The organism is Methylomarinum sp. Ch1-1 (genome assembly GCF_030717995.2).
Classification (GTDB): Bacteria; Pseudomonadota; Gammaproteobacteria; order Methylococcales; family Methylomonadaceae; genus Methylomarinum; species Methylomarinum roseum.
Genome location: NZ_CP157743.1, coordinates 3,424,072 through 3,445,975 on the forward strand (window position 1 = coordinate 3,424,072; position 21,904 = coordinate 3,445,975).

Here is a 21,904-nt window from a genome sequence, read left to right on the forward strand (position 1 = left end):
TTTAAGGCGGCGTAAAAAGCGCGCCGACCCGCCGGCATCGAGATGCGGTATTAGGTCAATAGCGAGATCACGGGGCTTTCCCTGAGCATCCGAATTATTGATTCTCCATATTGCGACGATTTGCGTCAGAAAAGCGAAAAAGAATTGCGTTGTTGGATCGCCGGTTGCTCTAGAGGAGAAGAAGCTTATAGCCTAGTATTGCTTTGGAAATTTATTTTGCAAGAGCGCTACCCTGAAATGACTATTTCTTTGAGAGCGACCGATATCGACCCGGAAATGATTCTTCAAGCGCGGAAAGCGTGTTATGTGCCGAACAGCGTGAAACGCATCAAGAACCGGCGCGCTTCCTCTCGTCAGCACACCCTACCCGCACCTATAGAGCGGATCAAGCGCAGCGGATCCGCCATCGTAGGGCGGCTGCGAAGCAAGCCGCCAAAAACCGTCACCGCAGCAAAATTGGCCGTTGTGCGTACCGGTACCCAAGTGGATTGCCAATGTAGCCTTTTTTCTGTTTTGCCACTCATTCATTTAATGAGGTAGCCCTGGCGTGTTGTTATGCATTCAGTAGTTTAAAGAATGTATCGCCGGAATGGCGCCAAGCAGCATTTGAACAGATCGAAGATCAATATGGTTTGCATCAAGTTTGCTCGTGTGCTGTCGCAATCTGGTTTTTACTTACTTCAACCATGACGGCAGGTGGTATCTTGGTGTTGGGCGCGCATGAAAGTTTGCCGGAAGGAGTAAGAGATTGGCGGCGCTGGCATCAGCGAGTGCCGATTTATCTTCGCGGATAACTGATATTGCGTAGAATGGGAACTTCGCAACGTGAAACAAGTGCTATTCTTTCCAGTGACGTATTCACGCCGGGTCTCGAAGATTAAATAGCAAAACAACCTGCAATAGCTTAATAACGATATTCTATTTTCAATTATTTATTTTTCATAGCATGCGCAAGAGGAGTTGAATTCGTTTCTATCCGGCTAGCCAGCATCCTTCACAGCGTCAGCTTTTGTTGAAACTCGGCCAGCACGACATCGGCGCGATATTCGCTCTTTAGCCGCTGCGCCAAACCATCCATCGATTCCGGTTCACCATGCACCAGGACGACAGGCGGCCGATTCTCGAAATGACCATACCAATTCAATAGGCCTTGCTGGTCGGCATGGGCGGACAAGCCCCCGATGGTATGTATCTGTGCTTTGACCCGTATGGTCTCGCCCCATAAGCGTATATGCTTGGCCCCATCCACCAGCGCCCTACCCAAGGTGCCTCTGGCCTGGAAGCCTACGATCAATACATGCGCATCCTCGCGCCAGAGGTTATGTTTGAAATGGTGCTTGATCCGCCCGCCTGTACACATGCCACTGCCGGCAATGATGATGGCGCCCGATTTGATTCGGTTGATCTTCATCGAATCATCACTGCGTTGAGTGCGATGCAGATTCGGCAACATAAAAGGATCGCCACTCTGTTCATAAACTTTCTTCGCTCGCCGATCGTAGATCTTGGCATGATTGGAATAGACCTCGGTGGCCTCTATCGCCATCGGACTGTCGAGGAACACCTCCCAATCGTCTATGCCCCATTCCACAAAATAGCGTTTGAACACATATAGCAGTTCTTGTGTGCGTCCGACCGCAAATGCCGGAATCATGATGTTGCCTTTGCCGCTCCGAGCATTGGAAATGATCTCGCCCATTTCCTGCCAAGTCTTGTCCCAACTCCGGTGCAGCCGGTCGCCGTAGGTACTTTCCATGATCACCAGATCCGCCCGTTTGACTGCTTCCGGATCACGCAGGATAGGTGCGCCACGATGACCAAGATCGCCGCTAAACACCACGTTGCGCGTTTGCTGGCCATCGGTCAGCCGCAATTCCGCGATTGCCGACCCGAGAATATGCCCGGCATCATGCATGGTCAACGTAATACCTGGCAAGATTTCCTCGGCTTTGCCATATTCGACGGAACGGAAGTGCCTGTGAGCCTCACGCGCTTCAAGGCGTGTATACAACGGTTCAATCAATTCGAGGCCTTTCCGCTCGCGCTTCCTATTTTCCCATTGGACCTCTTTTTCATTGAGATAGCCGGCATCCTCGAGCATGATCGCGCATAGATCGACCGTGGCCCTATGGGTATAGATTTGTCCCGAATAACCTCGTTTAATCAACAATGGCAGTCGACCCGAGTGATCGAGATGGGCGTGGGTTAAAACGACCGCGTCTATCGCTTCCGGATCGAACAAGAATGGATCATGGTTATGGCGTTCATGGCGATGGGAGCCTTGAATCAACCCGCAATCGACCAGCAACTGATACTTTCCTATGCGTAATAGAAAGCAGGAGCCGGTCACTTCCCGGGTTGCGCCTAAAAATTCAATCTGCATCAGACCTACTCCTGTCATAACAAACGAGCGTGTCAGTTAAACTCGAAGCACCTAAGGAAACACTACATAAATCAATCCTTGTATTTGTCGGCGATCGCCGATTTAACCGGGTATCCATACACGGAAGCGCCGATTAGCGTTGCCAATAAACGCGCACGATGCCGGCTTCTTCGGTGTAGTGGATATCCAGTTCACCATCGTAGGCACGCTCGATCGCTTCTCCTACCCCACGCGGTAAATGCACATCGGTAAAGGTGATGACGACGTTTTCGCCTTGATCCTCGACCGCCATGAGCCGCTTCATCGGGTGTTGCGCCTTCTGTTCTTCAACCTTGTTGTCAACAAGGCGCATAATTTCATCACGATGCTGCTGAAAAAACGCACCGCTGAGAGACAAGATTCCCGCGGGAACCTTGTCTCGAATACGTTGGCAAGCTGGGCACAGCTCATGTTGAGGACTTTCAGGAATAGCGGACAGCCATTGCCAGCGGCCTTCGCTGAATACGACTCCGCACTCCGAACAGACCGTCGGATCAGTCGGCTTGCTGCGCGTCATATAAGGATCATGCACATGCTCCTTGAGCAAGCGATCATGTCTACCGTGCTTGGCGACATTACCTTCTTTACCACTCATTATCTGCTCCTATTCAACAGTCTCGCTAAATCAGCGCCTCGCTACCATGCTGACGTAGGGAGGCGAGTGAGTATTAAACGTTCGTATTACGCGGCTGATCGACGCTCTGCGTCGGAGTTAAGCCGCTGCGATCGGCCGCAACACAGCAGTGCGCCTTGCTATTGGCAATATCAAAACTATTTTGACAGTGAAAGGGCTGAAGGTTGTCTAGCTCGTCCTTGCCGTCTGCAACGACGTTCAGAATTCTCCAACCATATTCCGACTCTGCATTTTCGTACTGTTCCCGGTTCAACCACGCGCCACACTGATCCTGACGCCATTCGTTTGAATCTCGTTCAGAAGTCCCCCGCCCTTTTTCCCATACGGCCTGAATCATCTCATCATTAAATGCCATTGCTAACCCTTTGGAGAAATGGAATGTCAATTAAATTGGCTTATTAATTGTCTAACGGTTTTATCATTCACCGATAATTGAAAATTGTCAATGACTTTCCGGTTAGGGATGTCAAACAAAGCTGATCATTAGCAGCAATTCCCAAAGCTAAAAACCAGCCCTCTGCAATCTGGCAGCGGAAAAGGCAGGCGAGATTACCAAAATCCGCTCACGAGGGGCAGGTTATTTAACACGCCCCAAACGTTTAATTTACTTTAGGCGCGGTTGATTCGTTCAGGACCTCGTTGACTTGCTTTTCGCAAGCGATGCGGACTACTTGCTTTTCGCGCCGAGGACGGCGCTCCTACGCAAAGCACCGTCTTGCCTTCGGATGTGTCGAACACCGTGAAGCGCATCAAAACCGGTGCGCTTCCTATCGTCAGCACACCCTACCCGCACCGGTAGGGCGGCTTCGCGAAGCAAGCCGCCAAAAACCGCCACCGGAGGCAAAATTGGTCATTGTGGTATCCAGGCGCATTGCCTGGCGGCGAATCACCCTACGGTTGCATGCCAATGTAGCCTTGCCTTCGGATGTGCTGAACTGCGTGAAGCGCATCGAAACAAGGTGCGCTTCCTATCGTCAGCACACCCACATCCGAGTGCGACAACAAACTTCATGCACTCATGGCGATGCCAGCCACCTGGGTGTCGCATTGCGGACACCGACCATCGACGATACGATTCGCAAGCACATGGAAACCATAGCGTTCGATCAATATGCCGCCGCAATAATGACAACGGCTATTCTCTCCACCGCCTCCCGGGACATTGCCCTGGTAGACATAACGCAAGCCCGCCTGCTGACCTATATCGACGGCAAGTTCCAGCGTTTTGACCGGCGTGACCGGCACATCTGACATTCGATGCGCCGGGTAGAATTGAGACACATGCCAAGGAATATCCGGCGACAACGCGCAAATAAACCCGGCGATATCGCGCAGCTCCGACGCTGAATCATTGACGCCCGGAATGATCAAAGTCGTCACTTCCACCCATACACCCAACTGATGATAAAGTCGAATCGCCTCGAGTATCGGCTGCATTCTTACCCGACTAATGTGGCGATAACTCTTTTCCTGAAAAAATTTCAAATCGATATTGACGGCATCGAGCACCGCAGACAACTCACGCAAGGGCGCTTCATTGATATAGCCACTGGTCACGAAAATATTCTTCAGGCCTTTGCTGCGCGCTAGCTTGGCGGTTTCATAGGCCAACTCGAAAAAGATCGTCGGTTCGGTAAAGGTATAGGCGATAGAGCTGGCGCCGCAGCGCACTGCCGCATCGACGATTTGCTCTGGACTGACGCGTTCACCGGGAACCGCCGTCTCGAGCCGATTGAGCTGTGGACAGACCGGCTCAATCTCTTCCTCTTGTCCCGATGCCTCTAACTGTGTCGGCAAATGCTCTTTAGGCCATTGGGAAATAGTCCAGTTCTGACAGTATGCGCAGCGCAAATTGCAGCCCACCGTGGCGATCGAATAAGCGATAGAGCCGGGATGAAAGTGAAACAAGGGCTTCTTCTCTACCGGCTCGACATTTCGCGCCACCACTTTATCGTAAACCAAGGTGTAAAGCTTGCCGCCATGATTATAGCGCACTCCACAGGCGCCTCGGCCTCCTGGACCGATTCGGCAATCATGCGGACAAAGCGTACAGAGAACGCGCTCTGCTCCAATGGATTGATAGAACATGGCTTCATGTAATGCGCTCATACTACCCCCTCGTTCGCCGCGGTTTGATCCTCCATCGTTCGACTCAGGAAAACCAGAAAAGATTCAGCCAGACTTAAACAGGCTAAGCGCACGCAATTTTAGCGGATCTGTAACTGCTCGCCCCACTTATCGAACGCGGCAGGGCATGTGTGGATAAGCCTGAAGGGCGCATCCACCAAAGGTGCCGACCCGGTGGATGCGCTCCGCTTATCCACCCTACGAATGGGGGTGAGTAGTTACGCGGATCTTATTGTTCGATGATCGACAGGATTTCATCCGCCTCCAATGTCTCCTTGTCAAACAGTTTCTCCGCCAACGCTTCCAACTGCTTACGGTGTTTCTCAAGTAATTCGGCAATCTCTTTTTCAATGCCATTAATGAGACTGCGAATTTCATCATCAATAATCTGTGCGGTATGCTCGCTGAAATCCCTTGGTTGCGCCATTTCCCGTCCCAGAAAAACATGTTCTTCTCCCCGGCTGAAGGCGACCGCACCGAGCTTACCGCTCATACCCCACTGGCTCACCATTTGCCGAGCCAGGCGCGTCGCCTGTTTGAGATCATTTTCGGCGCCGGAGCTGACTTCATTGAAGACCAATTGCTCGGAGACACGTCCCCCCAGCATCACGCCAATGCGGTCATGCAAATAAGCTTGTCTAAAATTATGCCGCTCCTCTTCGGGAATTTGCTCGGTGACGCCTAAAGCGCGACCACGGGGGATAATCGTTACCTTATCTAAAGGATCGGCATGGACTAACAAACTGGCGGCCAGTGCATGCCCCGCCTCGTGATAGGCGATCAATTTCTTTTCTTCGTCATTGATGACCATCTCTCGTTTGCCACCCAGCACGACCTTGTCTCGGGCGTTGAGCAACGCGGCCATATCCACCGCACTCTTGCCTTCGCGACCGGCTAGCAAGGCGGCTTCATTGAGCAGATTTTCCAAGTCCGCCCCGGAAAAACCGACCGTCAGCCCGGCCAAGCGATCTAAATCGGCATCATCGGCTAACGGCGCCTCGCTGGCGTGGATCTGTAAAATTTCGCGACGCGCCTTTTTATCCGGCAAGTCCAAGATAATTTTGCGATCAAAACGGCCAGGACGAAGCAAGGCGGGATCGAGCACATCGGGACGATTGGTAGCGGCCAACACTACCACAGCCTCATGCGGATCGAAACCATCCATCTCACCGAGTATTTGATTCAACGTCTGTTCGCGTTCGTCATGACCGCCGCCAAGCCCTGTACCACGCGCCCTTCCCACCGAGTCAATTTCATCGATGAAGATGATGGAAGGCGCTTCCTTCTTCGCGCTGTCGAACATATCCCGCACCCTAGAGGCGCCGACGCCCACGAACATTTCGATAAATTCCGACCCACTGATGCTGAAAAAAGGCACATCGGCTTCGCCGGCGACGGCCTTGGCCAACAGCGTCTTACCGGTGCCCGGCGGTCCCATGAGCAAAATGCCCTTAGGAATCTTGGCGCCCAGCTTGCGATAATACTGCGGATCTTTCAGGTAGCCGGTGATCTCGCGCATGTCCCGTTTAGCGTTTTCCAGACCGGCAACGTCATCAAAGCTCACTTGGGACTCACCCTTGCGAAATCGCTTAGCCTTGGACTTACCAAAGCCAAAAATGCCGTTTCCTCCTCCCGAACCGGCCATCCGTTCCTGCATTTTGCGGCTACTGTACCAGAATAAGCCGATAATCAATATCCAAGGCAATACGCCGATCAGCGCACGTTTCCACCAATCGGCCTGCTCTGACAGAGCGTTGACGTCGACTTGATGTTGCTCTAGCAAGGAAATCAGTTTCGGATCGTCGATCGGCGGTATTGTCGTCTCAAAACGGAATGACTTTTTTGTTGACTCGACGGCTGTTCCCGTCTCTCTCTTGCGCAAACGGCCTGACAAGCTGTCGCCATGAAACGTGACGCTGTCGATTTCACCGGCTCTAACCTTTTGTTTGAATTCGCTATAAGAAAGAGATTGCGGTTGCTGGCTTTCGGTGTAATTAGCCCAATACCAATAAAATCCTAATATGACCAGCAACCAAACGAGACTACGCCATCCGGCAGGTCTAGGCTGCCGAGATGTTGGTTTACGCCCAACCTTGTCTTTACGCCGTTCGTCTGTCATAAGTTTTGCTGTATTCTGGAATTAATCGACATTTGCGGACCACACCCAATCTTCTTTATCGTGGCATTATCCGATAATGGTCTACATCAAATCATTGATATTTTTCAATGACCTTCAATGGCTCGATAAACGAAGATAGTCAATCAATATCATTCAATCGCGCGACTGATCCGGATTGGCTAACACCTAACATGATGATGCAAGCAAACAAAATCGATAATGACTGAAAAAAACAGCACAATTGCCAGTTTCCAGCTGTCAGCAGATCGCTTCGATGCTGTCGTTCTCGATCTCGACGGGGTAATCACGCAAACCGCTAAGCTCCATGCCGCGGCATGGAAGAGGATGTTCGACGACTACCTGGCAAAGCATAAGCAACAGGCTCCGTTTGATATCGACAGCGATTACCGCCGGTTCGTCGACGGCAAACCTCGTTATCAGGGAGTCCGCGATTTTCTCGCATCCCGCAACATCGACCTGCCCTACGGCACACCGGATGATAGCTCCGATCAACAAACAATCTGCGGACTCGGCAATCGTAAGAATGAATTATTTCATGCAAAACTGTTCAGCGACGGGGTTGAGACATACGATTCGACCGTCAGCTTAATCGGTAAATTACGCCAGCGCGGCATCCGCATCGCCGTGGTTTCTTCGAGCCGCAACTGCCAAGCAATCCTGGAGACGGCTGGCCTCATTGAGCTGTTCGACGCCCGCGTCGATGGCGTGGAATTACAGAAACACCATTTAGCAGGCAAACCGGCGCCGGACATGTTTGTCGAGGCGAGCCGCCGCCTCGGCTGCGTTCCGGAACGGTCGGTGGGAATCGAGGACGCCACGGCCGGCGTGCAGGCCGCGAAGGCCGCCGGTTTCGCTTGTGTCATCGGCATAGATCGCGGTGATCAAGCACGGGCCTTGTACGAGCATGGGGCAGACCTGGTAGTCAACGATCTCGCTGAACTGCCGATCTCGATCGATTGCGAGGAAACCCTAGCCGCCAATCGGCTGCCTTCGGCGCTGGACTGCCTGAACGCGATTATCGGCCGAGACGACCGAGAACCAGCGCTGTTTCTCGACTACGACGGCACCCTGACTCCCATCGTGCCCCGCCCGGACCAGGCGACATTGAGCGATGCCATGCGCACGACCCTGCAATGCATCGGTGAATTATGCTCGGTCGCCATCATCAGCGGCCGCGATCTAGCCGACGTACGCCAACGGGTCGGAATAAAAAATATCTGGTATGCGGGCAGTCATGGCTTTGACATCGCCGGTCCGGCGGGCCAGCGTAACGAATCTCAACAAGGCCGTGAATATTTACCTGCGCTCGATCGCGCGGAACAAAGCTTGCGCGATGAGCTGGCGAACATCTCGGGTTGCTTGGTGGAACGCAAACGTTTCTCCATCGCCACCCACTACCGTCAGGTCGCACAAAACGAAGTAGCAAGCGTCAAACAAGCGGTTGATAGCATACACGCCGATCATCCGGAGCTGCGGCTGACAACCGGCAAGAAAATCTTCGAGCTGCAACCAGATATCGAATGGAATAAGGGGAAGGCAATACGCTGGCTGATGCGAACTCTGAAGATGGATTCGGCGCAGTTTATGCCTCTGTATATCGGTGACGATGTCACCGACGAAGACGCCTTTCGGGAGCTGAAACCGGATGGCATCGGCATCCTGGTATCGCAGGAGAATCATCCGACCCAAGCAAGTTACCGCCTAGATCATCCCGATGCAGTCGAACGTTTCCTGAACTTGCTTGCCGACAAATTAATCAGGTTGCGACATGGATAGCTGGAAACTGGAATACCGATGCTTCAATCCCCAACAGCAAGGGCTGCGCGAGGCGCTGTGCACACTCGGCAATGGTTACTTCGCCTGCCGTGGCGCCGCGCCTGAAGCGACCGCGGATGATGTCCACTATCCGGCCACCTATATCGCCGGCTGCTACAATCGCCTGCAAACCGAAATCGCCGGCGAGACCATCGAAAACGAAAGCCTGGTTAATGCGCCTAATTGGTTGTTGCTGAGCTTCCGCATCGAAGGGGGCGACTGGTTTAATCTAAGTGAAGCTGACATCCTTTCCTATCATCAACAATTAGACATCAAACAAGCCATACTGACAAGAACCCTACGCTTTCGCGGCCCTGCCGGACGCCATACCTGCATTGAGCAGCGCCGCCTGGTATCGATGGACCAGCCGCATCTCGCCGCCCTGCAAACCCTCATTTATGCCGAAGACTGGAGCGGCGCAATCGAGATTCGTAGCGCGTTGGACGGACATATCGTCAATGCCGGCGTCGAGCGTTACCGTGACCTAAACAACCTTCATCTCAAGTCGTTGACCGCCGAATCTGTGACAGACGATATGTGCTGGCTGGAGGTCGAAACCAACCAGTCCCATATTCGCATCGCACAGGCGGCAACCACCCGCTTCTGGCGCGGCGATAAGGTGATCGGCCTGAAGCCGCGGGTGGATCGGCTCGAGGGCTCTATCTCCCATCTTTACAAGACCGAGCTCGATGCAAACCAACCATTGCGCATCGAAAAGATCGCTGCCATATATACCTCCCGCGACCATGCCATCAGCGAGCCGGGTCTGGAAGCGCGCAAGGCGGTCGCCCAGAGCGCAACCTTCGAGCAATTGGCCGGCCGCCACATCCTATTATGGAAGCAGTTATGGCGACGTTTCGATTTCGATATCGTCCATGAAGATGCGGAAGAGGAAGACCGCACGGAACAAATACTACGGCTGCACATCCTGCATCTGATTCAGACCACTTCCCCGCATGTCATGGATCTCGATGTCGGAGTGCCTGCGCGTGGCCTGCATGGCGAAGCCTATCGTGGGCATATTTTCTGGGACGAACTGTTCGTTTTTCCATTATTCAATCTGCGCATGCCAGAGATCACTCGCGCGCTATTGCGCTACCGCTACCGTCGCCTGGACGAAGCCCGTCGAGCCGCGCGCAAGGCTGGTTACCATGGCGCCATGTATCCCTGGCAAAGCGCCAGCAATGGACGAGAGGAAAGCCAGCATCTGCATCTAAACCCAAAATCGGGCAACTGGATAGCGGACAATTCCCACTTACAGCGCCATATCAATGCGGCGGTTGCCTACAACGTTTGGCAATACTACCAGGTCACTCGCGATATGGAGTTTTTGTCCTTTTATGGGGCGGAGATGTTGTTGGAAATCGCCCGCTTCTGGGCCAGTCTCGCCAGCTACAATGAGGAACTGGCGCGTTTCGTGATTCTTCGGGTGATGGGACCGGACGAATATCATGACGCTTATCCAGATAAGGACCAACCCGGTCTGAACAACAATGCTTATACCAACCTGATGGCCGTCTGGGTATTGTTGAGAGCATTGGACCTGCGAGAAATCCTGCCGACCCAGCGTTTCAGCGAACTGTGCCAAACGCTGAACTTGTCGAAAGAGGAGTTCGCGCTCTGGGATGAAATCAGCCGCAACATGCATGTTCCCTTCCACCAGGATGACCATGGCCATGACATCATCAGTCAATTCGAAGGCTATCAGGAACTGGCGGAGTTCGACTGGGAAGGTTACCGCAACAAATATGGCGACATTCAACGTCTGGACCGGATCCTGGAAGCGGAGAACGACAGCCCGAATCGCTACAAGGTTTCCAAACAAGCCGATGTGCTGATGCTTTTTTACCTATTATCCTCCGAAGAGCTCGACGAGCTGCTCACCCATCTCGGTTATTCCTTCGAATATGAAACCATTCCACGCAACATCGACTACTATCTTGAACGCACTTCTCACGGTTCCACGCTAAGCCGGGTCGTCAACTCCTGGGTGTTGGCGCGCGCCAACCGTCCCGGCGCCTGGGCGCTGTTTACCGAAGCGCTCAACAGTGATGTCGCCGATATCCAAGGAGGCACCACGCCTGAGGGCATACACACAGGCGCGATGGCCGGCACCGTCGATCTTATTCAACGCTGCTTCACAGGTATCGAGACTCGTGGCGACGTGTTATGGTTGAATCCAAGTCTGCCCGAGGGCTTGAAAAGCCTCAACCTCAATATTCGTTATCGGCAACACGTACTGGGCCTGCAAATGACAACAACTTGCGTACGCATCTGCACCGAACCTTCCGCTGAACAACCGATACAAATCGGCATCGGCGGAAAAATCTATCATCTAAAGCAGGGGGAAGTGAGAGAGTTCCAATTGTGAGCGCATTGGCTACGAGCATTATTGCCTAGCTTCATATTGCAATAGCTTGCAGTCTATTTGATAGCTTTGATAGGACTGAGTTTCCAGTTTGTGCAAGGTATGGTTGCGTTTGAACTCCGCCAGAATACGGCTCACACTCTCCGGAGTGACGCCCAACATATCGGCCATTTCGTGTACCGTTAATAACTCGACCATGTTCGATGATTCGCCATGCTCTAGCTTGGCGAGAAAATCGACCAGCCTCGCCACCCGTGGCTTGATCCCGCCGGTAGAGAAATCCGCGATCCATCTGTCGGCCTGAGCCAGATATTGGTATCCTTGTTTCAGAATCTGGCAATACTGGCGAGGATCATCCCGTTCAAGCAACTGCAACCTGTTCATCGAAATGCAAGCGACGGTCAAATCGCCGACGGCGACAGCAGTATGCTCGTAACTCCGACCTACCAAGCCCTCCAAGCCCAGCCAATGATTCTCATTATGCAATCTAACGATGCGCGCCCGGCCATTCGACAGATAACTGAACAACTTAACCATACCTCTTTGGATCCTATACACCCTGTCGACACGGTCGCCTTGTTGATAGAGCACTTGCTTGGCCGATAATTGTTTTGGCTTGCTCTGCTCGAATGAATTTGAAAACTCAACGATGGGCCAACCGCAATCATCCATTGCTTCATTTGTCTGCTGCACCAAGCCATCGCGGCAACCCGTGTTTCTTTTCGGCCCTGTTGGCATAAACCACCTCTTCAATTTAGCTGACTAGCAAACGTTTCGCATTGCCTACCATTTCCCTTCGGACGCGGCCAGAACATTTCTGAGGCCGTTCTGATCCCGCATATTCCCCTCCTTGTCAAGGGGGCATTGACGACGGCAACAGACCGCAGCAAAAAAAAATCGTCAATTGCTCAAAAACCACTCTGATGTTAACTATACTGATAAAACAGCCAAAGCAGAAATTCTTGATTCAAACCGTGACCATTATCGCAAGTGTTTAGCTATCCATCGGCGCCGATTCAATGCTAATCTATAGCTTGGCATCAGGCGTTAATAAATGGCGGTGCGCGGAAAACGCCGCCCATTCGAACTTCGAAGCCGTGCATCTCGCACGATTTTATACAAATATGGGAGATTGAAAGTGAGCAGTCTCGAATTAGGTGTGGTCGGCAATTGTGGCTTCAATACCCTAATAAACCGGCAGGGACGAATCGTCTGGTGCTGTCTACCCCGCATTGATGGTGATCCCGTCTTCAACAGCCTGATCAATGGCGACGATCCTACCGGTGGCTTCATGGATATAGTGATCGACGACTTCGAGCGGGCCGAACAAAGCTACGAACATAATACGGCAATTTTGGTGACTAGGCTCTACGACCGCTCCGGCGCCGGAATAGAAATCACCGATTTTGCCCCCCGTCGTATCCATTACGAGCGTGTTTTCCGGCCTGCCATGCTCGTCCGCCGACTGCGTCCCCTGAATGGCGCGCCGCGTCTACGTGTTCGGGTAAGACCGACCCATAACTACGGGGCGGAAAAAATGAAAGCCGTATGCGGCTCCAACCATATCCGTTATCAGGCGCCGGAACTGACGTTGCGCCTCACCACCGACTTGCCCATCACCTATGTCCTGGAGGAAATCCCTTTTCTGCTGGAGGGGCCGGCCGACATGCTGTTCGGTCCGGACAAGCCACTGCGTCGCCCCATCACCAGTGCGGCGCGCGAGGAATACGAGTACACTCACACCTACTGGCGGGAATGGACGCGCAGACTTTCCATTCCCTTCCAATGGCAGGACGCAGTGATCCGCTCCGCCATCACCCTGAAGCTCTGCAGCTTCGAGGAGAGCGGCGCCGTCATCGCCGCGATGACCACATCGATACCGGAGTCCCCCGGCAGCACCCGCAACTGGGATTACCGCTACTGCTGGCTGCGCGACGCTTACTTCGTCATCAACGCCCTAAACCGGCTGGGGGCAACCCGAACGATGGAAAACTACCTAAACTACATCGTCAACATCGTCGCCAGCGCCGAGAACAGCCATCTCCAGCCGGTCTATGGCGTGACTCTAGAGAAACGGCTGGTGGAGCGGAAGGTCGAAACCCTGGCCGGCTATCGCGGAGACGGACCGGTGCGGGCAGGCAACCAGGCCTATGATCAAATCCAGAACGATATATATGGCAGCATCATTTTAGCCGCATCGCAAATCTTCTTCGACCGCCGTCTGGCTCATCCAGGCACCCGCCCCCTGTTCGACCGCCTGGAGCTCATCGGGGAACAATGCATAAGGCTTTATAATCAACCGGACGCAGGGCTCTGGGAGTTCCGCGGCATCGCCAAGGTGCATACCTTCTCTGCGGTGATGTGCTGGGCAGGCTGCGACCGCCTAAGCCGCATCGCCGTCGAACTGGGGCTGGACGAACGCGCGATCCATTGGCGCGCCGAGGCCGAGGCCATCAAAAAAGAAATATGCGCTCGCGCCTATGACGCCGAGCGCAACACCTTCGTCGATAGCTTCGAAGGCAACGAAATGGATGCGAGCCTGCTGCTGTTACATGAATTGCAGTTCCTGTCGGCCGACGACTCCAGATTCATCGGCACCGTCGAGGCGGTGGAAAAAGCCTTGCGGCGAGGCAACCACATGATGCGTTATGCACAGGCCGATGATTTCGGCTATCCCGAACATGCCTTCAACATTTGCACCTTTTGGATGATCGGAGCGTTAGCGGCCGTTGACCGACGCGACGAAGCCGTCGCCATGTTCGAACATATGCTCCAGTGCCGCAACCATCTGGGGCTGCTATCGGAGGATACCGACCCCATTACCGGCGAGCTCTGGGGCAACTTTCCCCAGACTTATTCAATGGTGGGCTTGATCCATTCGGCCAGGGTGTTATCGACTGCGTGGGAGGAAGCATTTTAAGCAACTGCGAGGTCATAGCCAACAACAAGAGTTATTGGGCAAGCTTAACTGTCTGAGTCGTTAACCTGCATTTTTACTGACCTTACTCGCAGGTCAGTAAAAATTGCCCCCCCTTAAGTAGTACATGAGAACTTACTAACACCACCATACCCAGCCTTCGCTTTGGCTTCAAACTCCAACTGACATTGTTCCAGACTATTGCGCTAAGGAATATCATCATCTTCTTCCGTTTGAATGTATTCCCACATTTCATTCTGGTGTAACCATATCGGATCTGCATTTCTTCGAATGTATTCGTCGGCGTCCACTCCTTCTACTGTGGGTGATCGCTTTATTCGCACCTGCTTTCCGTTCATAAAAATCCACATATACTTCTTTTGCCTTTCGGCCTTCGCCTCTTTTCTAGCACGCTTTTGTGAGGCAGTGAGCTTCTTCTTTACTTTTGCCATTTCTCTGATTCTAGAGTACTAATGTGCGAGTTGACCGGCGGGTTCGCGGCGCTTAGCAATGAAACACGAACTCGATTAAGGGGGTAGTCAGTTAGCTCCTCTTAGTACAATATATAGTGGTGGAACAATTTGACGATTGCTCGAGCAAGCGGTTGTTACAGGTCCAGTAATCGACTCTGAAATTGCCCATGGCTATGATTGGTTGCACCACAACATGTAGTAGGTAGAGGAGCTAACTGACTACCCCGTCTCGATTAAATACATTGCGCTCCATGAGTCTCTGAAAAATACCAAAGTCCAAATACGGCTTCATATCCAGAATTCCTCGCTCCCCGGTCTTAAAACTGCTGTTCCGAAAGTATAGCGACCCACGACAAGCGCGAAAAGAAAAAACCTTCGGCCACTCCTGGTCGGTCAAGCTGGGCCGGATGTCCGTCGACCAGGATTTTACGATCTCAACACTCCACGGGTATTCACTCAGCACGGCAATCAATGGTCCGATCCGCGCCTTGCTGCTGGAAAATGTAACTACTTCTTTTCCCTTTCCCGTCTGGGGCGGCCGTCTGAAATACAAGCTTTCGGAGCAGCATCAGTTCCGGAGCCTATCAGATTTGGCGAAGACATGTGGGACTTTCGCGAACAGTGTGTCAACTTCAGCATTCGCAGCGACGACGGCGTCACTATTCTGACCGAGTATGGCTGGACACCCAAGATATTCGGCCGCCCGGCCCGTGTCTATGCCGGTGTCATCAATTCATTTTTTGAATATGACGATTTCGATGGAGCCGGGACGACGGATCATTTCCTCTGCTTTTATGGCCATGCCGATGTCGAGGTTGCAGAAGGACTCAGGCTGTTCGGCGTGCTGACCTATTCCCAGGATGAAGTCGCCAAGACGCCTATCCAGGCCAATATCGGCGCCAACTACAAAGGGCTGATTCCTTCGCGACCGGATGACCGCACCATAGCGTTCATAACCTATGGCCAGCTCAGTGAAGAATATGGCCGGTCTATCGGCAAAGACACGGACTTCGAAATGGTGTTCGAACTCGGCCACCGCATCCAAATCATTCCCAGCTTCTTCATTCAACCGTCTGTTCAATACATCTTACAGCCCGGCGGCACCGGCGATATCGACGACGCCGTCGTGTTCGGCGCCTGGATCGGCTTTTCCTTCTAGAGATCAGAAACAACGAGCAATAATAGGATTTTGCCTGATTTCACAATAAACGTAAATTTGTAGAGCCATAAGAATCGGTCAAGAGACTTTATCTTATTGTTAAACATAGATTTTCTGTAATTATTCAGCGTATTTTTATCAGAGGGAGTAGGCTATTGATTTATCGGGCTGTCTGCAACAGGCAGATTTTTTGCTCTGACCACCAAGGAAGGCGGAAATGTAGAAAATGCAGGAGCAATTTTCTACCTGCAAAATCTGCATTTCCATCGTCCCTGACGGTCTACCTCACCGGTTCCCGACCGGTGTGGCATTCCCACCCTCCCTGGCGGTCAGACGTTGCAGTCAGAGCTTACGCCGCACAGGGAAGTGCAAGTGCCGCGTGAGATAGGACATCGCTAGCGGCCGCCGCACAGGGAAGTGCAAGTGCCGCGTGAGATAGGACATCGCTAGCGGCCGCCGCACAGGGAAGTGCAAGTGCCGCGTGAGGCAGGATGCCGTTAGCTGCCATGGAAGTATTCACCCAGCACCTAAATACCATAGACTATTGGCAATGATTTATAATCGTCGTTTATTTAGGTGCTGGGTGAACGCGTCCCGAGAAATCAATGGTCTACTCCCTAAACCCTGAAAGATACTGAATAGTTACGATTTTCTTTCGTCAACACCTGAAGATGGGTTGTTCTCGCTGTCGTGGGGACGCTATGTTGCCGTATGCGGCCTAGATTATTATTGTGGCTAATATTTGACTTAACGATGCCAGTGGGTATTCTGGATTTTAAATGTGTTCATGTCAGGGCGTATGACAGTTAAATTTTCAGTCACATTACGGTTTTCGCATTGCAAGCGGTTGTTCAAGTTGTGTTGGAAAGCAATTCTGGAATCAATAGGTCTATCAAGGGAAGTCAATACTCAACGGGGAAAACCTGATTCTTCAAATGTGTACCGGCTCCGGAAAAGGCAGCAATTCCCACTTTGGCGTTCAAAAAGGGCATGGGGTGTGTTTGGCGAGGATGTCGGCAGCAAGGATGCTGCCGTCAAGCCCCCAGGGATGGGTTTACCCAGCACCTAAATTCCATGGCTACTGGACTATATTTTACATTCCAGCATAATTTAGGTGCTGGGTGAACGGCGCTCCTCGACAGACACACCTCATGCCCTAAACCCTGCAAAAATACTCAAACTGGGAATTACTGCGGAAAAGGTCACTGCCGAAATTTGGAGTGTGAAAGGTATATAATCCTTAGAAAGACAGACCTATCCATCACTCGTAAAACTTAATCGCAAAGACGCAAATTCATATTAGTCGAGGAGAAACCGATGATTACACTTTCCATCAACGGCTTGCACCGCCAGATTGATTTACCGTTGGACACCCCACTACTATGGGCTTTGCGTGATACTCTGGGGCTGACCGGGACCAAATTCGGTTGCGGAATCTCGATGTGTGGCGCTTGTACCGTGCATGCCGACGGCCAGCCCATCCGCGCCTGCGTGACACCGATTTCCGCCGTTGCCGGCAAACAGATCGTCACGATAGAAGCGATAAATCAGGACGAAACCGGCAGACAAGTGCAACAAGCCTGGCTCGATGTCAGCGTACCGCAATGCGGTTATTGCCAGCCAGGACAAATCATGTCGGCTACCGCCCTACTCAAACACAATCCATCCCCCAGCGATGCCGACATCGACAAGGCCATGCGCGGTAATTTGTGTCGCTGCGGAACTTACCCGCGTATCCGCGCCGCAATCAAACGGGTCGCTGGGTCTTCGGAGGTCGAATCATGAAAAAGCCGGTCATTCACACCGATTTGTCCGTTGATACATCAGATTCGGACGTTTCACTGAGCATCGTCAACGTCAGTCGCCGTACTTTTTTAAAGGAGTTGGCGCTGTCGGGTTTCGTTTTGGCCGCCGGGTTTCCTGCGATGCTGAGAGCCGATGAAACTCAACAACCTATACCGGAGGCAAAAAAGTACGGCGCCGATGCGATGCCGCATGGTTGGTCGGACGATCCGCTGGTATTCGTTGCGATTGACGAAGACAACACCGTCACGATCATGTGCCATCGATCCGAAATGGGACAGGGGGTACGCACCAGTTTACCCATGGTCGTAGCCGATGAACTCGACGCCAACTGGTGGCATGTCAAAGTCGAACAAGCTCCCGGTGACGAAGAAAAATACGGTAATCAGGATACCGACGGTTCAAGAAGCATGCGCCATTTTTTCATGCCGATGCGGCGGGTCGGCGCGGCCGCCCGGCAAATGTTGGAAACGGCGGCCGCTTCGCAATGGCAGGTTCCTGTGCAGGAAGTCAAAGCCGAACTGCACCACATCGTACACCCTGCGAGTGGAAAAAGTTTGAGCTACGGCGAGCTTGCCGCCGAGGCGGCGAAATTGTCCGTACCGGCCCGCGAAACGCTGAAGCTGAAAACGCCTGAGCAGTTTCGTTATATTGGCAAAGGCAATCTGAAAATCTACGATGGCCAAGACATCGTCGCCGGAAGCGGGCAATTCGGGATAGATACCCGTTTCGAAAACATGCTGTACGCGGTGATTGCCCGTCCACCGGTCATGGGCGGCAAAGTATTGAGTTACGATGCCGGCGATGCCTTGAAAGTACCGGGAGTGGTCCGCGTCGTCGAACTTCCTAACAGCCAGTTGCCGGCGGATTATCATCCACTGGGCGGCGTGGCGGTCATTGCCCACTATACTTGGGCGGCGATTCAGGGACGCAAGGCGCTGAAAATAAAATGGGACAACGGTCCCCATGCAACCTACGATTCGGTCGCGTACAAAAAGGAACTGGAGGCGTCGGCTCGCCTACCCGGCAAAGTCGTACGCGATAAGGGCGATGTCGATGCCACGTTGCAATCGGCAGACAAACGTATCGCCGCCGAATACTACGTACCGCATTTGACGCAAGCACCGATGGAACCACCGGCCGCCACGGCGCGCATCGACAAAGGCCATTGCCAAGTTTGGACCTGTACCCAGGCGCCCCAGTTGGCTAGAGAACGCGTGGCCAAATGGTTGAAATTACCGGAAGACAAAGTGACCCTAAACGTTACGCTGTTGGGCGGCGGTTTCGGTCGGAAGTCCATGCCCGATTACGTCGTCGAAGCGGCATTACTGTCCCAGGCCATGAATGGCAAGCCGGTTAAAGTGACCTGGACGCGCGAAGACGATATGCAGCATTCCTATTACCATACGGTATCGCTGGAGCGCTTGGAGGCTGGTTTGGATGCCCAAGGCAAGCCAATAGCCTGGTTGCATAAAACTGTCGCCCCCAGTATTTCCGCGACCTTTGCCGCCGACAGCAAACATCAAATGCCGGCGGAATTAGGTATGGGCGTGATCAACGTGCCGTTTGCGATCGCCAATCTGCGGGTCGAAAATCCGGCCGCCGAAGCCCATACCCGTATCGGCTGGTTCCGTTCGGTCTCCAATATTCCGCACGCCTTCGCGATTCAATCATTCGTAGCCGAAATGGCCGCTGCCGCCGGCCGCGATCACAAGGATTATTTGCTAGACTTGATCGGTCCGCCTCGGCTTATCGATCCGCGTAGTATGAACGACAGCTGGAATCAGGGGGAGTCGCCGGAAATTTATCCGGTCGATACCGGGCGGTTGCGCCGAGTCATCGAAACGGCGACGACCCAAGCGGGTTGGGAACGGACTTTGCCCAAAGAACAAGGCTTGGGTCTGGCGGCCCATTATAGCTTCGTGACCTATGTCGCGGTGGTCGTGCACGCTGTGGTGGACGAGCAAGGCGCTTTGACGGTACCACGCGTCGATATCGCTGTCGATTGCGGCCCTCAAGTCAATCCCGAACGTATTCGTTCGCAAATGGAAGGCGCCTGCATCATGGGCATGACCTTGGCGATGCAAGGCGAAATCAGCTTCAAGGACGGCGCCGTCGTAGAAGACAACTTCCATACCTATCCGTTGCTTGGCATCGATGACTCCCCCCGCGATATCCGCGTGCATCTGCTGTCGACTGAGGAATACGACACGCCGCTCGGCGGTGTCGGTGAGCCGGGTGTGCCGCCCATTGCGCCGGCCTTATGCAACGCGATTTTTACCGCCACCGGGCAACGAATCAGGGCGCTTCCGATTAGAGAGCAGTTAAGAAAGGACTGATAAACAGAACCATACCGAGAAAACTCAAACACAGCCCGTTTCGATCAGGCGAATCGGGCTGTGAGCCGGTGCTCTATATCGCTCAAGTATGCCGGCAGGGCAGGGTCTATGAGTTTGTTTTTTGTGGTTTAAAAACCTTCGAGCACTACTTTGTCTACCGCCTGATTGCTTTCAATATATGGGACTTAAAAGGGGACAGATTTATTTTTTGACGAAGATCGGGTATGCTTTGAGGCAGTACCGTTCCGAACCGATCGAAACAAAAACATACCCGGATGACAGATGATCCTGCGACTTACCCATAGTCAAGTTTTCGGCACCATACAGGACGCATAAAAGCATAAAAGGGGACAGATTTATTTTAAGGTAAAAAGGGGACAGATTCTGAGGTATCCCCACAAATTACGCTTTTTCCAGGGTGCTGAAATAACCAACTAAGAGAACTTGAGCGTGTTCCAATAAATTTTCCTGCAACTCAAATACCACATATTGACAGGCGATACGAGCAAGAAAAATGACCGAATAAGGTGAACGATCACGATTGCTGCAGACTTTGATTTGCCGTTCGATGGCAGTGCCTTTCAAGCCCAGCCCAATCAGCCAAAGCGCAAAAATGATAAGCGCTGCAATCAATAATAAATTCGCACGTCGTTCGGCGTTTATCCGGCTGTCTTGAGTTAAGTCGGCGCCGTAATGCGCGCTTTTCGTGTCTCGGAAACCTTCCTCGATTTGCATGCGGGAACGATAATAATTCACGACATCAACCGGCGTATAATCCTTCAATGAGGGCGAAACGACCAGTAACCAGGGCTCTTTTTCGCGTGCCGCCTGTTTCCGGCTGGATCTGGATTGAGCGGGGCGGTGTTGAACTGTCAGATCTTTACGATGTTTGGGGGCACGGTAAAACGCGACTAAGGTCCCGGGTAACGGATTGCTGCGAACCCAAAGAGCCTTACCCAGGCATTTGGCTTTGCGTGTAGCGCGAGCATGCAAGGATTTGGCGGGGAGCCATTGCTTGGGCTCATCGGCCCAAGCGATAAAATCTCGGCCGCGAATCCGACCCAACCAATGCCAATTGAGGGCTTCGACGGCCCGAAAAAACGGGGTGCGAAACCCGGAGTCGGCGACAATGATGGGGGTAACGCCGGGCGGAAGCAGTTCCTGAAGACGACGCAGAAACTGCTGTTGAACCTTGGGGTTCCCCAGTTTTTTGCGTGGGTGGACTTCCTCGTATAAGGTAATGGTACGACCGCCGGTCGGTAGCGCCGCGCGTAATAACTGTTGACTTTGATCGGCGGTGAGCGGTGACCAGTCGATGAGAATCAAAGGTAAGGACAATGACTGTAATGACCACTGTGTCATGACCCCATAGAGCTTTTGGCGCTCAGACTTGAGATTGGGATTGCCGAGGAGACGGTCGATGCGCTTGATTTTGTGTTTGATATAGGACGGGCCGGAAAGTGCGCGCCCCAGGGCCGTTAGCGATACCGAGGCGCCTGTCAAGCCAGCCTCTACGGTCGCCATGAGCGATTTAAGCCGGGTTCGATGAAGCTCAGGAAGTGCCAGTTTGATCAAATGATGGAGTAAACTGATGGTCGACATAGGGCCTTCCCGGCGAAGCTGAAAGATTATGTATTTCAACAATTAGACCCGAATAAACAATTTATCTATCAATTTTTAGCTATAGAAAATTGTTTTATATGACTA

Annotated in this window: 15 protein-coding genes; 7 read left to right on the plus strand and 8 right to left on the minus strand. The window is 52.7% G+C overall.

The genetic code is table 11. From position 1 onward, the window contains the following. Positions 1-120: 120 nt before the first annotated feature. Complete coding sequence (locus Q9L42_RS15685; RefSeq protein WP_305907466.1) at positions 121-540, plus strand: CheR family methyltransferase; 420 nt, start codon at positions 121-123, stop codon at positions 538-540. A 454-nt stretch (positions 541-994) separates the two neighbouring features. Here the strand turns inward: Q9L42_RS15685 and Q9L42_RS15690 are convergent, their stop codons facing one another. The 5 genes from Q9L42_RS15690 to ftsH form a co-directional block, all read right to left on the minus strand. After that, positions 995-2,383 (minus strand): MBL fold metallo-hydrolase RNA specificity domain-containing protein, encoded by a 1,389-nt coding sequence (locus tag Q9L42_RS15690; RefSeq protein ID WP_305907465.1) that lies wholly within the window; start codon positions 2,381-2,383, stop codon positions 995-997. A gap of 133 nt (positions 2,384-2,516) precedes the next feature. Then, positions 2,517-3,017 (minus strand): BCAM0308 family protein, encoded by a 501-nt coding sequence (locus Q9L42_RS15695; RefSeq protein WP_305907464.1) that lies wholly within the window; start codon positions 3,015-3,017, stop codon positions 2,517-2,519. Between the two features lie 73 nt (positions 3,018-3,090). Next, positions 3,091-3,411 carry a hypothetical protein gene (locus Q9L42_RS15700; RefSeq protein ID WP_305907463.1) on the minus strand — a complete coding sequence of 107 codons (321 nt, stop codon included), beginning with the start codon at positions 3,409-3,411 and terminating at the stop codon, positions 3,091-3,093. A gap of 653 nt (positions 3,412-4,064) precedes the next feature. Continuing rightward, positions 4,065-5,165, minus strand: coding sequence for an AmmeMemoRadiSam system radical SAM enzyme (gene amrS / locus Q9L42_RS15705; protein WP_349431375.1), 1,101 nt, complete (start codon positions 5,163-5,165; stop codon positions 4,065-4,067). Between the two features lie 247 nt (positions 5,166-5,412). Next, the gene (ftsH, locus tag Q9L42_RS15710; RefSeq protein WP_349431376.1) at positions 5,413-7,302 is read right to left on the minus strand and encodes an ATP-dependent zinc metalloprotease FtsH; all 1,890 of its coding nucleotides are present in this window, start codon (positions 7,300-7,302) and stop codon (positions 5,413-5,415) included. A 219-nt stretch (positions 7,303-7,521) separates the two neighbouring features. Here ftsH and otsB point away from each other — a divergent pair, with 219 nt between their 5' ends. Beyond that, positions 7,522-9,099, plus strand: a complete 1,578-nt coding sequence (otsB, locus tag Q9L42_RS15715) for a trehalose-phosphatase (RefSeq protein WP_305907459.1) — start codon at positions 7,522-7,524, stop codon at positions 9,097-9,099. Then, positions 9,092-11,509, plus strand: a complete 2,418-nt coding sequence (locus Q9L42_RS15720; protein WP_349431377.1) for a glycoside hydrolase family 65 protein — start codon at positions 9,092-9,094, stop codon at positions 11,507-11,509. The genes otsB and Q9L42_RS15720 overlap by 8 nt, the downstream gene beginning before the upstream one ends. 18 nt (positions 11,510-11,527) lie before the next feature. Here the strand turns inward: Q9L42_RS15720 and Q9L42_RS15725 are convergent, their stop codons facing one another. Further along, positions 11,528-12,244, minus strand: coding sequence for a Crp/Fnr family transcriptional regulator (locus tag Q9L42_RS15725; protein WP_349431378.1), 717 nt, complete (start codon positions 12,242-12,244; stop codon positions 11,528-11,530). A gap of 400 nt (positions 12,245-12,644) precedes the next feature. Here Q9L42_RS15725 and Q9L42_RS15730 point away from each other — a divergent pair, with 400 nt between their 5' ends. Further along, entirely contained in the window at positions 12,645-14,426 is a 1,782-nt protein-coding gene (locus tag Q9L42_RS15730) for a glycoside hydrolase family 15 protein (RefSeq protein WP_305907456.1), read from the plus strand. A gap of 203 nt (positions 14,427-14,629) precedes the next feature. Here the strand turns inward: Q9L42_RS15730 and Q9L42_RS15735 are convergent, their stop codons facing one another. After that, a complete protein-coding gene (locus Q9L42_RS15735) occupies positions 14,630-14,875 on the minus strand; it encodes a hypothetical protein (RefSeq protein WP_349431379.1) in 246 nt (81 codons plus the stop codon). Positions 14,876-15,497: 622 nt separating this feature from the next. Between Q9L42_RS15735 and Q9L42_RS15740 the strand changes: the two genes are divergently transcribed. From Q9L42_RS15740 to Q9L42_RS15750, 3 genes are all read left to right on the plus strand, one after another. Beyond that, complete coding sequence (locus Q9L42_RS15740; RefSeq protein ID WP_305907455.1) at positions 15,498-16,055, plus strand: carbohydrate porin; 558 nt, start codon at positions 15,498-15,500, stop codon at positions 16,053-16,055. A 1,317-nt stretch (positions 16,056-17,372) separates the two neighbouring features. Next, positions 17,373-17,840, plus strand: coding sequence for a (2Fe-2S)-binding protein (locus Q9L42_RS15745; RefSeq protein WP_305907454.1), 468 nt, complete (start codon positions 17,373-17,375; stop codon positions 17,838-17,840). Beyond that, a complete protein-coding gene (locus tag Q9L42_RS15750) occupies positions 17,837-20,197 on the plus strand; it encodes a xanthine dehydrogenase family protein molybdopterin-binding subunit (RefSeq protein ID WP_349431380.1) in 2,361 nt (786 codons plus the stop codon). The genes Q9L42_RS15745 and Q9L42_RS15750 overlap by 4 nt, the downstream gene beginning before the upstream one ends. 402 nt (positions 20,198-20,599) lie before the next feature. On the opposite strand, the gene Q9L42_RS15755 is transcribed toward Q9L42_RS15750, so the two are convergent. Next, positions 20,600-21,799 carry an IS4 family transposase gene (locus Q9L42_RS15755; protein ID WP_305907452.1) on the minus strand — a complete coding sequence of 400 codons (1,200 nt, stop codon included), beginning with the start codon at positions 21,797-21,799 and terminating at the stop codon, positions 20,600-20,602. Positions 21,800-21,904 lie beyond the last annotated feature (105 nt).